The organism is Hungatella effluvii (assembly GCF_003201875.1).
GTDB lineage: Bacteria > Bacillota > Clostridia > Lachnospirales > Lachnospiraceae > Hungatella > Hungatella effluvii.
In genome coordinates, this window is the sequence record NZ_QJKD01000001.1 from 51,924 (window position 1) to 67,116 (window position 15,193).

The window sequence follows — 15,193 nt, forward strand, 5'->3', positions numbered from 1 at the left end:
GTTTTGAAAAGAGATAAGAGGGAGGAAATTCCTCAATCCGCCCCAGGTCCCCTTGCTTTCCGGTCCTGCGCTGCCGGCTCCCTCTGGTTTGATTAGCGAGATAGCCAAGCCAACAAAACACTTTCCCTCCACACTTTTAATGAAAGAAGTCATAGACGCTCTTCGCCGATTTACCATTCATGCCCGGTGTGGCCGTCAGGGACTCTATGGACGCTTCTTTTATGGCTTCGATATCCTTGAAATGACGCATCAGCGCCTTGCGGCGGGTGGGTCCAATGTCGGGGATATCGTCCAGGATGGAATGGACCTGGCCTTTGCTGCGGAGGCTGCGGTGGTATTCGATGGCAAAGCGGTGAGCCTCATCCTGGACACGGGTGATCAGCTTGAAGCCTTCAGAACGCTTGTCGATGGGAATCTCCACATTGTTGTAGTATAAACCGCGCGTTCTGTGGTTGTCGTCCTTTACCATGCCGCAGACAGGGATGGAAAGCTTCAGCTCATCGAGTACCTCCAGGGCGATATTGACCTGGCCGCGGCCGCCGTCCATCATGAGTAAGTCCGGGAATTTTGTGAAGCTGCCGAACTCCTCGTCCACGCCCTTTTCCTTTAAAGAAGCAGCTTCATCGAGACCGTGGGAAAAGCGGCGCGTAAGGACCTCACGCATGGAGGCGTAGTCGTTGGCGCCTTTGACCCATTTGATCTTGAATTTGCGGTAATCGTTCCGCTTGGGCTTGCCATCCTCATAAACAATCATGGAACCTACCGATTCGAAACCGCTGATATTGGAAATATCGAAGGCCTCGATCCTGTGGACTCCGGTTATGCCGAGCCAGCCGCAGACCTCGTTCATGGCGCCGATGGTCCGCAGCTCCTCGCGTTTGATCTTCTCTTTGTCCTGGGAAAGCACCAGGGCAGCGTTGCGTTCCGCAAGCTCTACCAGGCGCTCCTTCTCCCCCTTCTGAGGGACGACGAGCTTCACCTTCTGGCCGCGTTTGGCGCTGAGCCACTCTCTGATGATCTCGCTGTCCTCAAGCTCTGTCTGAACCCAGAGCTCCCTTGGAACGAACGGCGTGCCGGCGTAAAACTGCTTGACGAAGCTGGTCAGGATCTGCCTGTCATCCTCTGCCGTGGCAATGGTAACGTGGTAATGCTCCCGGCCGATCAGACGGCCTTCCCTTACGAAAAAGACCTGGACTACCGCGTCCTTGTCGTCCTTCGCCATGGCGATGATATCGCGGTCCTCCATACTGCTGCTAGTGATCTTCTGTTTCTGGGCCACCGCCTTGACGCTGGTCAGCAAATCCCGGTATTCGATGGCTTTTTCGAAATCCATCTCGTCCGACGCCGTCTGCATCTTTTCCTCCAGCATGGAGATGACCGGATCGTATTTGCCGCCCAGAAAATCAAGGGCCTGACTGATGGCCCTTCCGTACTCTTCTTTATTAATGTATCCCTGGCAGGGCGCCGAGCACTGCTTGATGTGGTAATTTAAGCAGGGGCGGTCCTTGCCGATATCCTTCGGCAGATTGCGGTTACAGGTACGGATCTTATACAGCTTATGGATCAGATCAATCGTATCCTTAACCGCTCCTGCGCTGGTGTATGGCCCAAAATACTTACTTTTGTCCTTTTTCATGTCCCTGGAAAATAATACCCGGGGAAAATCCTCGTAGACCGTCACCTTGATATACGGATACGTCTTGTCGTCCTTTAACATTGTGTTGTATCTGGGACGATGTTCCTTGATTAAGTTGCACTCCAGAACCAGGGCTTCCAGCTCCGAATCCGTTATGATATACTCGAACCTGGCGATCCGGGAAACCATCTGCTCAATCTTTGACGTCTTATTCCTGCTGCTCTGGAAATACTGCCGGACCCTGTTCTTTAAGCTGATGGCCTTTCCCACATAGATGATCTCATCCCTTTTATCGTGCATGATGTAGACCCCCGGCTGGGCGGGCAGTTTCTTTAGTTCTTCTTCTATATTAAATCCATTGTATCCGGATTGCTCCACGTATTTGTCACCTCAGTCTCGCTCCATCGTATTTCGTCTGCATCTCCAGATAATTGACGGCGGCGCGGTACATGCCTTCCCGCGTACCCGTTCCGCTTCCGATATCCAGGGATTCGCAGACGGCCGCAAGCTCCTCCTCGGAAAATATCTCACGGCGTTCTTTTAAAACTTCCAGCTTTTCATAATACGTCTCCGCGTCTAAAAAAGCAAGAAGAATTTTACTGGAAACAGCTGTTTCTTCTTCGGATTCCTCAGTCTCCGTCAATGCCGCATGTTCCCCACTCGTTTCTCCCGCCGTCTCTTCTTTAAGTTCGACCCGCTCAAACCGGTATTTCTGCTTCACCTCCGGATATTTCTCATGGTCCACTTCGCTGATGAACATGGACAGCGGCCGCACATACGTCCCAAATGTGCCGTACAGCGCCTGGTAAACCACCATCCTCTCTCCTGTCTCGGAATGTTCGGCTACTGTAATGATCTGATACAGCTTATTCTTAAAATGCCTGTAACATTCTCCTGGTTTTGGTATTCTGCCCATATGCGTTTCCTTTCCTGATTTTCTGTCATACCTGCGCAGTACCGCGCTATTCTCCTGCCCCGCCTGTCGTGACGATCACAACATTGGGCTTGCTTCTCTTCTCTCCCTGCGCCGTTGTCTCCGGCTGGGCGGAAGCGGCCTGATCCGTGGCCTCTGTTTCCGGGTCTTCGCTGGTCTGCAGTTCTTCGCTGGCGGATGTCTCATCCACCGGCGCCTCTGTCTCCTCCATCGAGGTCTCTTCAGAAGGCTGTCCCTCCTGCGGAAGCGTCTCCTCCGGTGTCGGCGCCGTCTCCGGCTTCGCCGCTTCTGTCGGCGGCGCTGCCGTCGTTTCCGGAGGCAGGGCCGCTCTCGATTCGGCAATCTTCTGATCCTCCTGGCTGGCTTCTTCCGGTGAGAGAAGGCCATCCCACGTATATTTGTTGGATGCGCTCCAAAGGATCCATTCATCGTATCCGGCGTCATAGACGGCCTGAATCTGGGCCCTCACCTCGGCGGGACCGTATTTGATGTAATGCTGTAAATAGGAAGCGGTGAAATCCTGGAGCCACGGGCGCACGATGGCATGGTCCTCCCCCGCCGCCGTCACAATGGCCAGATCCTGCTTCGATTTCATCAATGCCGCATGGATCGTATCGTAGGGCTGAGTATCCGGATGCTCGATTCCGAAATTGCCGTCGCCGTAATGGGACGGATAAATCATCGGGCAGATATAGTCTAAATGCCTGGCCATATCATTATACACCTGGCCCACCGCATCCGCGTCAATCTTACTTCCGATAATGGTGCCGAAAACATCGGCCGAAACGAAGATGCCCTCCGCCGACAGCTTGTCATAGGCATACGTAATAAACTCCGTGATGATGTCCGTCTTGGAGCGTCCCTTCGTATCCGCCTCATCAAATGCGACCTGCTTCATGGTGCTGTCCGTGGCAAACCGGATATAATCAAACTGTATCTCATCAAACCCGACCTTCGCCGCCTGCGTGCCCACTTCTACCAGGTAGTCCCAGACCTCCTGGCGGTAGGGATTGACCCAGGCCAGCCCCTTATTGTCGCGGTGAAGGCTGCCATCCGCGTTCTTTAAGCTCCACTCCGGCTTCTTCTCAGCCAGATAAGGATCGCGGAAAGCCACGACCCGGGCGATGGTATAGATGCCCCGGGCCTTTAAATCCGCCATGAGCGCTCCGATATCCCTGATATACCGCTCCGATGCGCCGATCTCATTGACCGTAGGCGCATCATCCATGGAAAATGTAATTCTTCCGTCGTCGTTCTTCACATCGATGACCACCGCGTTAATCTCCGTCTGATCGATCTTGTCAAGAATCGCCTGAAAGCCTTCTGATCCTGCCATATATCCGGAAATATAGACGCCCTTCACCCGAACCCGTTCCTTCTGCGGTTCTGCCGGTTCTGTCTCCTGCTGGACTTCCAGCGTCTCCTCCGTGGTTTCTCCGCTCATACTCTCTGTTTCTGTTGTCTCATCCGTTTCCGGCAAGTCGGATACCTGCTTATATTTGCTGCATCCCGTAACCGCCAGCGTACAGACAAGTACTGCCAAAAGCCATTTTTTCATATTATTCCCGTTCACTTTCCTGATGGTTTTATGGTATTCTCCTGTAACATTTATTTAATATTTTACCACATTTTGTAAAATTTACAAACGTGTTTTCGTTTTGCCATCTTAATCACTCTTTTTGTAAATTATATTTGACATTTAGTCTTTTTTAGTGTACTATGTAGGTAAGAAACGAGAATAACGCAGAAACTGGAGGTGGATTTTTATTGAAGAACAAACGGATGAAAATTGCCCGTGTGGAACACGATTTATCACAGGAGCAGTTAGGGGAACGGGTTGGCGTCACGCGGCAGACCATCAGTATGATCGAATCCGGGAACTATAACCCGACACTGAATCTCTGTATCGCAATCTGTAAAGAACTGAACAGGACACTGGATGAATTATTTTGGGAGGTATCAGAATGAAATCACTGTTTAAGAAACGTATCGTAGATGAACGAATGGAACTTCAAAGTCTTAGGAATGCCAGAAAGAGCTGGAATTTTCTTCTCCTTGCAACCGGCTTCTGCCTTTTGGCGGAGCTTCATTTACTCCAATGGGAGCTGAAATACATAGCACCGCAGGCAGTCGTCGTCCTTGCCGCGTCTGTTTATAATTTATTTCTGGATGCCAGGGACGGCAACATTTACACTGCGGAAAATGCGAATCGCAAAAAGCTGTTCCTGCTCTACTTCATCAGTTCCCTGGCAGCGTCACTGATTATCGCCTACAGCTTTTACGTCCGCTATTCCCTCACGATAGCCGTCATCTCTTTCCTTCTTCTGTTCTTTTTCATGTTTGGGCTCATGTACCTGGTGGATTCCCTTATTTTCCGCATCGGGAAAAAAAGAGCGTTCAAGGATTCCGAAGAGGAAGAGTAGCCGCGGCTGGATTGTTCCCGCCACAAAACAGAATATCAAAACCACGGCATACAGAAGGAGAAGGCAGACGCCTTCTCCTTCTTTTCATAACCGTTCCTCCACCGCCGTTCTAAAAGCTACAGCAAATGCACCGCCACAATCAATCCTGCAAATACAATGGAGACCATGGAGGTAAGTTTAATCAGAATATTAATGGAGGGTCCCGACGTATCCTTAAACGGATCGCCGACCGTATCTCCCACGACCGCGGCTTTATGCTGGTCGCTTCCTTTTCCGCCGTGGGCTCCGCTCTCAATATATTTCTTCGCATTATCCCATGCTCCGCCGGAGTTGGCCATCATGACCGCCAGGACGAAGCCGGTCACGGTATTGCCGGCCAGCAGGCCTGCGACACCATTCACCCCCAGCAAAAGCCCGACAACGATGGGAATGATCACTGCGATCAGAGCCGGCGCCAGCATCAGCTTCTGTGCCGATTTCGTGCACATATCCACACAGGCGGCGTAATCCGGTTCCGCCTTTCCCTCCATCAGCCCTTTGATCTCCTTAAACTGCCGGCGCACCTCGACCACGATAGACTGAGCGGCCTTTCCCACCGCATCCATGGTCAGGGCGGCGAATAAAAACGGAAGCATGCCGCCGATGAACAGGCCGATTAAGACTGTCGGATTTGTGATGGTCAGATTCAGCGCGATATCCGGATTCAGCTGTTTGACCTTATCAATATAAGATGCAATCAGCGCCAGTGCCGTCAGCGCAGCTGAGCCGATGGCAAAGCCCTTTCCGGTAGCCGCCGTCGTATTTCCCAGAGAATCCAGGGCATCCGTCCGGTTTCTGACCTCAGGAGGCATATGAGTCATCTCCGCGATTCCTCCCGCATTATCGGCGATTGGTCCATACGCGTCGGTTGCCAGCGTGATTCCCAGAGTCGAAAGCATGCCGACCGCAGAGACTCCGACACCGTAAAGCCCCATGTTAAAATCTGCGTTACCGCCCGAACAGTAATAGCTGATCAGGACCGACACACCGACGATAATCACCGGAGCTACCGTAGAAAGCATGCCGAGAGACAGTCCGCTGATAATCACCGTAGCCGCCCCCGTCTCACTGGACGAAGCCAGATCCCTCGTCGGCCGGTACGAATCCGACGTAAAATATTCCGTAATCGCACCGATCAGAACACCGGCGACAAGACCGGACAGCACCGCCGCATAGATCCCGATGTGTTCCGGAAGCAGGAGGCGGATAATCACATAGGCCCCCGCCACCACCAGAACAGCGCTGATATACGTTCCCAGCCGCAGCGCCTTTAAAAGGTTTTTCTGTGAGGCGTCTTCCTTTGTCTTTACGAAGAAGGTGCCGATAATCGATGCGATGACGCCGAATGCCGCCAGCATCATGGGAACGGCCACGCCCTTCACTCCAAAGCCGGCCGCAACCGCCAGCGCTGCGGTAGACACGATCGAGCCCACATACGATTCATACAAATCTGCGCCCATACCAGCCACATCGCCTACGTTGTCGCCTACGTTATCCGCGATAACAGCAGGATTACGGGGATCATCCTCCGGAATACCCGCCTCTACCTTACCAACCAGATCGGCTCCCACATCGGCCGCCTTCGTGAAAATACCGCCGCCCACACGGGCAAACAGCGCCATACTGGAGGCGCCCATTCCGAAGGTCAGCATATTGGCCGTAATCTGTGTGATCCGTTCCGTCTCCGGAAGCGAATGGAACACGGTATTCAGGATAAAATACCAGATCGTCAGATCGAGAAGTCCCAGCCCCACCACGGTAAAGCCCATAACAGAGCCTGCCGAGAATGCCACTTTGAGGCCCTTGTTCAGGCTGCGGGAAGCTCCCTCCGCCGTCCTGCAGTTTGCCATCGTCGCGGTCCGCATTCCGATAAACCCCGACAAACCGGAGAAAAAGCCGCCCGTTAAAAATGCAAACGGTGTAAAATAACTCAAAAAACCGCCAAACGCCATACACAGCAATATGATGAAAACGACAGCAAAGAAAATGCCGACGCCCAGATACTGCCGTCTTAAATAGGCGCCGGCACCTTTCCTGACCGCAGTAGAGATTTTAATCATCCCAGCGCTGCCCTCCGGCTGTCCCTTCACCCGGACAAACATACAGGCAGCATAAATCAGAGCGGCTATGGAACCAATTGCTACGACATACATAACATTCATGGTACCCCTCCTCGTAATAACATTTTGTTGAAATTGTTTAGTTTCAATTTCATTATAGTTCTTTATATGGGCGGATTCAACAAATATGCATGAATTTTTTCAACACCTTAACGGACAGAAGCCCGGCGGGGAACCGGAGTGGAACTACATCTTCCACATCCTGCTTCCCGCCGGGCTTCTCCCTGCATATGCCGGCTCAAAAAAACTCTTAATAAGTGAGCACCTCCGGCCCCTCTTCCGTGATCAGCACCGTGTACTCCCACTGTGCCGACAGGCTTCCGTCTTCTGTATAGATGGTCCAGCCGTCTTCCTCGTCCTGAACCACATCGGGCCGTCCCGCATTTACCATCGGTTCAATGGTAAAGATCATGCCGGGAACCAGAAGCATATCCGTTCCCCGCTCTCCGATATGGCTGACCCACGGTTCCTCATGGAAATCATTCCCCACGCCGTGGCCGCCGATCTCACGCACTACCGTAAAACCATTTGCATAAATGTACTCGGATATGGCAGCTCCTATGTCGCCCAAATGGCCCCAGGCCCGGGCTTCCTTAAGCGCTAAGTCTACGCTCTCTTTCGTCACGCGTACCAGCTTCTCCGCCTCCGGCGACACGTTTCCGATGCAGTACATTCTGGAGGCGTCTCCGTAATAACCGTCTAAGATCGTCGTCACATCCACGTTGATGATGTCGCCCTCCTTCAGGATCCGGTTCGGATCGGGAATGCCGTGGCAGACCACCTCATTGACGGAAGTGCAGACGCTCTTCGGGTATCCTTCAAAATTAAGGGGAGCCGGGATGCCGCCCATCTTTATCGTATTTTCATGGACCAGGGTGTTGATATCCTCTGTGCTGATACCCGGACGTATGAACGAATCCACCAGATCGAGGATCTTCGTATTCACCTCGCCGGCCTTCCTGATTCCCTCGATCTGCGCCGGAGTCTTGATCATGTAATGCTCCGGCACCAGATCACCCATGATACCGTAATTTTCAATCTTTCTGTCGAACGCCAGATGGCAGTTCTTATACTTCTTTCCGCTGCCGCACCAGCAGGCGTCATTTCTTCCTAACTTTAACATCACTAATTCCTCCATCTTCTCTACAACGTTTTATCACGTTTTCTCTCCGTTGTAAAGAGCGCTCCCGATTATTCTTTTAAGACGGCTTTTACCCGGCCGTTCTTCTCTACATTATCATTATATGGGTCGGAGGCCACGATATCCCCATCTTCCAGTCCGGAAATAATTTCTACCCGGCCGCCCTCTCTTCTTCCGGTTTCCACAGTCTTTAATACCGCTTTCCCATTCTGTATGAGATAGACCGCGCTTCCATTCTCCGCCGGTATTACGGCCGCCGCGGGTACGGAAAAGACCTCCGGGGCGGTCACGACGTGAAAGGATACATCCGCTGCCTGGCCCGCTCCCGCGTGCTCCGGAAGTGCTGTGGGCTTTAACTCTACGGTACACCGGTTCTCTTCCAGGCCGATGGAAGACATCTGTTTCTCGGCTGTCTTCGCGATAAAGCTCACCTCGGCTTCTCCCTCGCTTCCGTCGGCGTAAATGACTTCCGCCTTAAGCCCGGGTGTCAGGGCGGCTGCATCCTCCGACAGAACAGAGGCGGAAAGTTTCATGTTGTCCGGGCGGTAAATCTTCACCACTGGCTGATTGGGCGACAGATAGGCGCCTTCCTCCGTGTATACCTCCCACAGGACACCGTCATAGGGCATCTTAACCGCACCGGGATTCACGGTATCGTCGAGAAGGGCCAACTGCCTTTCGAAGGAAGCAATCTGCTCCTGGGAATGCGCCTTCTGCTCCTCGGAATTATCTTCCTTCGCCTGTGCGTATTTCTGGTAAGTCAGATCCAACTGGGTCTTTAAGGAATCCAGGTCTGACTGGGCGATGAAACCGCCCTGCTGCGCCAGCACCACCCCGTTGTCGTAATTCTTCTTCGCAAGGCGGTACTCGCTTTCCGCCGCCTTAAGGGCCGCCGCTGCCGAACCATTGGAACCGTAGAGACGGTCGTACTCCTGACGGGCCGCGCTCAGCTGCTGCTTAAACTGCTCTCTCTGAATGTCCAGCGTCGTCTGGGAGGTGGTATCCGTCTTTAAAAGGATATCCCCCTCCTTTACCTCCATTCCCGGCAAATACGGAATTTCCGAGACATTGCCCGCGGTAACGGAATTAAGCACCATGCCTGATACGGGAAGTATGGAGGCCGAAACGGTAAACTGACGCTCCAGGTTTCCTTTTACCGCCTGCTCTGCGGAAGCTTCCACGGGTTTTAAGAGCACCGCCGCATACGCGCCGATACTGATCACGGCAATGGCCGCAAGAAATATCCATTTCACTTTTCTTTTCATCCTGCACCTCTATTCCCGTTCCCGCAGAAGGTCTGCCGGAACTATTTTTTTCAGTTTTCGAAGCATCATCATGGAGCTGAACCCGACAGAGACTGCGGTCAGCCCAATGGCCTGCAGCAGTGCCTTTCCGTCGATAAAGCTGGGGATTGTATACATATCCGAAGCCATAGAGACCGAGATCAGCTGGCTGGCCCCCATGGACATGGGAATTCCGATGAGCACCGCGCCCGCGGCCAGCAGCCACTGTCCCGTGGAGATTACATCGAGACATTCCTTACTCTTTAATCCCAGCATCATCAGGGTGGACAGCTCCCGCTTCAGTTCCTCGAAGCTGATCAGGGAACTGATGTAGATGACTGCAAAGCTGATGATAACGCCCAGCATGGACATGGAGGCCATAATGGCGCTCATGCTCCCCATCATGGACCGGTACTGGGAAAGTCTGTCCTGGCGGCTCTGGATTCCAGACACAGCGGCCGCATCCTCGAGACGCACCCGCAGCTCCTCCTGAACCGTGAGCGGGGCCTTCAGAAGAACGGTCGTACACACATTGCGGTAATCGCTGATCCTGCCAGCGCCGCCGAAGGACATATAGGCGGAGCTCCCCATATACTGGGCGATCGTGTCCGTCACTGTGACGCGGCTGAGCCGCTCCTTGGGATAGGGAACCTTCACCTCTATGGTGCTCCCCTTCTTCACGCCCATGACGTTCGCCATGTGCTCCGATATCACGATGCCCTCTTCCTCCGGATACGCGCGGCTTCCGTCCTCCTTATACAGTCTTGTGAGGGAAGCCTCCGGCGAAATGGCCTGGATGGTGCAGTCCGTCTTTCCTCCCGGCCCTGACAGGGTGACCGCGAATTCCAGCATCCCCTCCGCGTTTTCCACCTGCGGATGCTTTACCGCCTCCAGGGCATCCTCTAAAAGAACCGGCTGCTCAAACTGAACCATGATGTCCTGTCTCTGCGTCTTCTCCCAGTAATCGAAGATAAAGACATCAAACAGGGAGTTCATGGACACCAGGGTAGCCGTAATCATATAGGCAAAGGCGATACCGGCCACCGACATGGCTGTCCGCCGTCTGTTTCTGGAAAGGCTTCGAAGCGCCATGACGCCCGGAACCGTAAATAGGTTTAAAAAACCCGGAATGCGCTCCAGAAATGACTGTCTGGCCGACTTGGGAGACGGAGGACGCAGCGCCTGGGCGGGCTTCATCTTCCCGATCACACCGGCGATTATCCAGGAGGTGCCGGAGCAGAAGATCCCCGCCAGCAGGATGCCTTCCAGCAGATAGGATACCGAAAGCGGAGCCGTCACGTCCGGCAGGTTAAAGTATACCCGGTAAAAGCCCGCCATGGGATCCGCCAGGGCATACCCCAGAAGCCCGCCGAACAGCCCGCCGAGCAAACCGGTCACTGCTCCGAAGCCCATGTAATGGAGCCTTATTTTCCTCAATGGGATTCCAATCGCCATCAGGGTTCCGATCTGGGTCCGCTGCTGCTCCACCATACGGCTCTGCGTGATATAGAGAATCACTCCCGCCACGGTCAGGAAGAGAACTGGCACCACGCCGGACATTTTCTCCAGCTGCTTGATCTCCTCGTCAACCATGGAGACGGCCAGCTGGTCCTCCCGGGCATAATGGGATATGAGACCGTAGGGCTTCAGTGCCTGTTCGATCCGGTCCTTCACGGCCTCCCAGTCGCTGCCGGGCTCCAGCTTAAACAAAAAGCTGTTACTATGGCCTTCCTGGCCGAACATCTGGGCCATGGTCCGATATGAGGTAAACGCCGCGTCGTACACGGCAGGACTGGGATACAGTTCATTCATATTGCGGATCATGTAGATATTTTCCGGCGTCAGGCCAATTCCTGTGATCTCCATAGGAATCCTCTTTCCTTCCACGACAATCTCCATCGTGTCCCCCGGATTTAAATTTCTGGCCTTTGCAATGCCGTCGCCGATGACAATCTCCTTTTTCCCCTCTTCCGGCAGAGTACCTCTGGATAAAACCGGACGGTTCATCTCCCCCTCCGACCAGGATACGAGATGGAGTTCCACGTCCTCTTCGTATCCGTATACCCTCGTGTCCTTCACAAGCCGGGCCTGCACCGAATCGATGCCGGGTATCATTTTTAAAATGCCTGCCTCGGAGACTGGTGAATCGGTCACCTGGGCAAAGCCGTCGCAGAATTCGGACTGGGAAAAGAACATATCCCGGGATTCGGCCAGATTGTCGTAGCACAGCTCCAGCACGGTAAAACCGCAGAAACCGATGGCAACGATCAGGATACACAGTATGTAGGCCGTCATGGATCTCTTCATGTCGCGAATCATTTTTCTCAATAAAAGTTTCGTCATATCCGTCCCTTTCCGCCGCTACCAGTCCAGTTCTTCCGCCTGGCATGGATGCTCATTGACCGTGATACGCTGCAGCCTTCCGTCCTTCATGTGGAAGACGCGGTCCGCCACACGGACCATCTCCGCGTTGTGGGTGATGGTCATGACGGGACAGTTTAAGCTTCTGCCCACCTCCAGGAGAAGCTTTACGATGGCCACGCTGTTTTTGCTGTCCAGCGCCCCCGTCGGCTCGTCGCACAAAAGGAGGTCCGGCTTTTTTACAATGGCCCTGGCGATGGAGACCCGCTGCTGTTCTCCGCCTGACAGCTGGGCCGGAAAGTGTCTCTCTCTTCCGCCCAGCCCCACCATGGCCAGCACCTCCTTCGGGTCCATGTGCTCCTTCACAATACTGGCCGCCAGCTCCACATTCTCTACGGCATTTAAGGAGGGGATGAGATTGAAAAACTGAAATACGAAGCCTACGACATCCTTCCGGTAGTCGGAGAGCTGGTCCGCCGTATATCCCGTCAGTTCCCTGTCCTTGTACCAGATCTCACCGCCTGTGGGCTTATCCATCCCGCCTACTATATTTAGAAGAGTACTCTTTCCGGAGCCGGAGGGCCCCAGTACCACGATAAATTCTCCCTGTTCCACCTCGAAGGTGACATCCTTTAAGGCGTCCACCGCCACGCCCTCCCCTTCATACCGGACGGAGAGATGATCCGCTCTGATTACCGGTTTTCCTGCTGCCATTCTATGCCTCCGTTTTCTGATATTCTTCTTTATAAGCGATCTGCTTCAGCCATTTTTCCCAGACATAGAACTTTTCCATGATTTCCTTCATGGAAATGGACGCGTTGGATTTTCGCTTGTCATGGAGGTACCCCTCCGTCATCCAGACCAGCATCTCGTAAATTTCCATCGGTGGGACATCCGGCTTAAACTTGCTGTAGTCTACATTTCTGAAATACTTCCTGAAGGCAGACGAAACAGACTCCATCGTCGCCCGGTTTAAGTCCTCCTTTACGATTCCGTCTTCAGAGTAATATCCCCGCACCATGAAATCAGCCAGATAAGGCGTCTTCTCCAGCACTTTGATCTTGGCCTCCGCCGCCATCTCCAGGAGCTCGAAAAAATCGGTAACTGTCTCCCATCTGGCCACCTTACCGCCGGGCGCGTTTCCGCTGCTGGCGGGTTCATCTCCACTGCCGCCGTTCTCATCTCCCATGACCTGGTTAATGATGAGACTGGCGCAGTAATCGAACAGATACAGGTACAGCGACTTTTTATTGTGAAAATAATAGAATAACAGCCCCTTGGATATCCCCGCTTTTCTCGCGATCTCGTCCGTCACCGCATGTCTGTAATCATTTTTTGAAAATACCTCCAGCCCGGCGTTGATGATCCGCAACTGTTTTTCCTGAGGAAGCTCATAAAACTGTTCATTCATCTTCCTGACCCCCTTAACCTGTTTGGTTTAACCGATCTGGTCAGTTTTATTGTACCGCATTGACTGTATTTTACAACCCCCTGCAAGACCTTTAAATAATCATTTTTTCTCAGAAACGGAAAAATTTCCCTGAGCTTTCCATAACAGGCGGAAAAAGAGGAAGGGGAGAACGAAATAACCGTGGTAATTTCATTCGTTTTATGATACAATCGGTAAGTATTATGAGCAGGAACCCGTCGTTTTTAACGATATGGGGGCTTTTTGCGTGCTTTTTTGCGGGTAAACAGCCTCTGAGGACATAGATTCTAAAGAATAAAAAGGGGTACGAACATGAAAATCGGATTTGATAACAACAAGTACTTGCAGCTGCAGTCTGAGCACATCAGGGAGCGGATTAACCAGTTCGGCGATAAGCTGTATCTGGAATTCGGCGGAAAATTATTTGATGATTATCACGCCTCCAGAGTCCTTCCGGGATTCGCACCTGACAGCAAGTTAAGCATGCTGATGCAGCTCGCCGACCAGGCCGAGATCATCATCGCCATCAATGCCGCAGACATCGAGAAGAACAAGATACGCCACGATCTCGGCATCACCTACGATGTGGATGTGCTCCGCCTGATTCAGTCCTTCACGGACCGGGGGCTCTATGTCGGCAGTGTCGTCATCACCCAGTACTCCGGACAGAAGGCAGCCGATCTCTTCAAGAGCAAGCTGGAAAAAATCGGCATCCGCGTCTACCGCCACTACATCATCGACGGATATCCCAGCAATGTATCTCTGATTGTGAGCGACGAGGGATACGGCAGAAATGATTATATCGAAACAGCGAAGCCGCTCGTCATCATCACGGCGCCGGGACCGGGAAGCGGAAAGATGGCCACCTGCCTTTCCCAGCTCTACCATGAGAACAAGCGCGGCATCAAGGCCGGATACGCCAAGTTCGAGACCTTCCCGATCTGGAATATCCCGTTAAAGCATCCGGTAAACTTAGCCTATGAAGCGGCTACCGCCGATTTAAATGACGTCAACATGATCGACCCCTTCCATCTCGACGCCTACGGTGTTACCACGGTAAACTACAACCGCGACGTGGAGATTTTCCCTGTGTTAAGCGCCATCTTCGAGGGAATCTACGGCGAATGCCCCTACAAGTCTCCTACCGACATGGGTGTCAATATGGTTGGATGCTGTATTATGGATGACGAGGTATGTGCCGAGGCTTCCCGTCAGGAAATTATTCGGCGCTACTACCAGGCGCTGGCCCGCCTGGCCAAGGATATGGGCAGCAAGGATGAGGTCTATAAGATCGAGCTTCTGATGAAGCAGGCCAAGATCACCACCGACTTAAGACGTGTTGTCGGAGCGGCCAACGAGCGGGCGGAAAAGACCGGCTCCCCGGCGGCCGCCATGGAGCTGGATGACGGAACCATCATCACCGGCAAGACAACCAATCTTCTCGGCGCCTCCGCGGCCCTCCTGTTAAATGTGGTCAAGGTACTGGGAAACATTTCTCATGACATTCATCTGATCGCACCTTCTGCCATCGAACCGATCCAGAAGTTAAAGGTCAATTACCTGGGCAGCAAGAACCCTCGTCTCCACACCGACGAGGTGCTGATCGCCCTGTCCGCCAGCGCGGCCACCGATCACAACGCACAGGTCGCCTTAGAGCAGCTTCCAAAGCTAAAGGGCCGCGAAGTTCACACTTCCGTCCTGCTCTCCGACGTGGATACGAAGATTTTCAAGAAGCTGGGTGTCAATCTGACATGCGAACCGATCTATGAGGAGAAAAAGATTTACCATTAATTCAGGAAAATAGAAAAGGAACGGGCGTCGCGGCCG

The 15,193-nt window shown here is 53.0% G+C and carries 12 protein-coding genes; 3 read left to right on the plus strand and 9 right to left on the minus strand.

Annotated features, from left to right (window positions below):
• Positions 1–136: 136 nt before the first annotated feature.
• Genes uvrC through DFR60_RS00215 form a run of 3 tightly spaced genes read right to left on the minus strand, consistent with a single transcriptional unit; the run spans position 137 to position 4,128 of the window.
• Complete coding sequence (gene uvrC, locus DFR60_RS00205) at positions 137–2,014, minus strand: excinuclease ABC subunit UvrC (RefSeq protein WP_110321083.1); 1,878 nt, start codon at positions 2,012–2,014, stop codon at positions 137–139.
• A 7-nt stretch (positions 2,015–2,021) separates the two neighbouring features.
• Entirely contained in the window at positions 2,022–2,552 is a 531-nt protein-coding gene (locus tag DFR60_RS00210; protein ID WP_110321084.1) for a DUF1653 domain-containing protein, read from the minus strand.
• Between the two features lie 46 nt (positions 2,553–2,598).
• Positions 2,599–4,128, minus strand: coding sequence for a putative glycoside hydrolase (locus DFR60_RS00215; RefSeq protein WP_110321597.1), 1,530 nt, complete (start codon positions 4,126–4,128; stop codon positions 2,599–2,601).
• Between the two features lie 209 nt (positions 4,129–4,337).
• On the opposite strand from DFR60_RS00215, the gene DFR60_RS00220 reads away from it, so the two are divergent.
• Positions 4,338–4,538, plus strand: coding sequence for a helix-turn-helix transcriptional regulator (locus DFR60_RS00220; protein WP_025529691.1), 201 nt, complete (start codon positions 4,338–4,340; stop codon positions 4,536–4,538).
• Entirely contained in the window at positions 4,535–4,993 is a 459-nt protein-coding gene (locus DFR60_RS00225) for a DUF6773 family protein (RefSeq protein WP_110321085.1), read from the plus strand. The genes DFR60_RS00220 and DFR60_RS00225 overlap by 4 nt, the downstream gene beginning before the upstream one ends.
• A 116-nt stretch (positions 4,994–5,109) precedes the next feature.
• On the opposite strand, the gene DFR60_RS00230 is transcribed toward DFR60_RS00225, so the two are convergent.
• The 6 genes from DFR60_RS00230 to DFR60_RS00255 form a co-directional block, all read right to left on the minus strand.
• The gene (locus DFR60_RS00230) at positions 5,110–7,194 is read right to left on the minus strand and encodes a sodium-translocating pyrophosphatase (RefSeq protein ID WP_110321086.1); all 2,085 of its coding nucleotides are present in this window, start codon (positions 7,192–7,194) and stop codon (positions 5,110–5,112) included.
• A gap of 208 nt (positions 7,195–7,402) precedes the next feature.
• A complete protein-coding gene (gene map, locus DFR60_RS00235; RefSeq protein WP_110321087.1) occupies positions 7,403–8,275 on the minus strand; it encodes a type I methionyl aminopeptidase in 873 nt (290 codons plus the stop codon).
• A 68-nt stretch (positions 8,276–8,343) separates the two neighbouring features.
• Positions 8,344–9,558 carry an efflux RND transporter periplasmic adaptor subunit gene (locus DFR60_RS00240; RefSeq protein WP_110321088.1) on the minus strand — a complete coding sequence of 405 codons (1,215 nt, stop codon included), beginning with the start codon at positions 9,556–9,558 and terminating at the stop codon, positions 8,344–8,346.
• A gap of 9 nt (positions 9,559–9,567) precedes the next feature.
• Complete coding sequence (locus DFR60_RS00245; RefSeq protein ID WP_110321089.1) at positions 9,568–11,919, minus strand: ABC transporter permease; 2,352 nt, start codon at positions 11,917–11,919, stop codon at positions 9,568–9,570.
• 18 nt (positions 11,920–11,937) lie between these two features.
• Positions 11,938–12,651, minus strand: coding sequence for an ABC transporter ATP-binding protein (locus tag DFR60_RS00250; protein WP_110321090.1), 714 nt, complete (start codon positions 12,649–12,651; stop codon positions 11,938–11,940).
• Position 12,652: 1 nt separating this feature from the next.
• A complete protein-coding gene (locus tag DFR60_RS00255) occupies positions 12,653–13,348 on the minus strand; it encodes a TetR/AcrR family transcriptional regulator (RefSeq protein WP_110321091.1) in 696 nt (231 codons plus the stop codon).
• A 330-nt stretch (positions 13,349–13,678) separates the two neighbouring features.
• Here DFR60_RS00255 and DFR60_RS00260 point away from each other — a divergent pair, with 330 nt between their 5' ends.
• Positions 13,679–15,157 carry a DUF1846 domain-containing protein gene (locus tag DFR60_RS00260; protein ID WP_002600637.1) on the plus strand — a complete coding sequence of 493 codons (1,479 nt, stop codon included), beginning with the start codon at positions 13,679–13,681 and terminating at the stop codon, positions 15,155–15,157.
• Positions 15,158–15,193: the final 36 nt, after the last annotated feature.

Excerpts from the sequence above, each read along its gene's own strand:
- DFR60_RS00210 (WP_110321084.1), bottom strand. The coding sequence starts at position 2,552 with ATGGGCAGAATACCAAAACCAGGAGAATGTTACAGGCATTTTAAGAAT.
- DFR60_RS00215 (WP_110321597.1), bottom strand. The coding sequence starts at position 4,128 with ATGAAAAAATGGCTTTTGGCAGTACTTGTCTGTACGCTGGCGGTTACG.
- DFR60_RS00225 (WP_110321085.1), top strand. The coding sequence starts at position 4,535 with ATGAAATCACTGTTTAAGAAACGTATCGTAGATGAACGAATGGAACTT.
- DFR60_RS00230 (WP_110321086.1), bottom strand. The coding sequence starts at position 7,194 with ATGAATGTTATGTATGTCGTAGCAATTGGTTCCATAGCCGCTCTGATT.
- map (WP_110321087.1), bottom strand. The coding sequence starts at position 8,275 with ATGTTAAAGTTAGGAAGAAATGACGCCTGCTGGTGCGGCAGCGGAAAG.
- DFR60_RS00240 (WP_110321088.1), bottom strand. The coding sequence starts at position 9,558 with ATGAAAAGAAAAGTGAAATGGATATTTCTTGCGGCCATTGCCGTGATC.
- DFR60_RS00245 (WP_110321089.1), bottom strand. The coding sequence starts at position 11,919 with ATGACGAAACTTTTATTGAGAAAAATGATTCGCGACATGAAGAGATCC.
- DFR60_RS00250 (WP_110321090.1), bottom strand. The coding sequence starts at position 12,651 with ATGGCAGCAGGAAAACCGGTAATCAGAGCGGATCATCTCTCCGTCCGG.
- DFR60_RS00255 (WP_110321091.1), bottom strand. The coding sequence starts at position 13,348 with ATGAATGAACAGTTTTATGAGCTTCCTCAGGAAAAACAGTTGCGGATC.
- DFR60_RS00260 (WP_002600637.1), top strand. The coding sequence starts at position 13,679 with ATGAAAATCGGATTTGATAACAACAAGTACTTGCAGCTGCAGTCTGAG.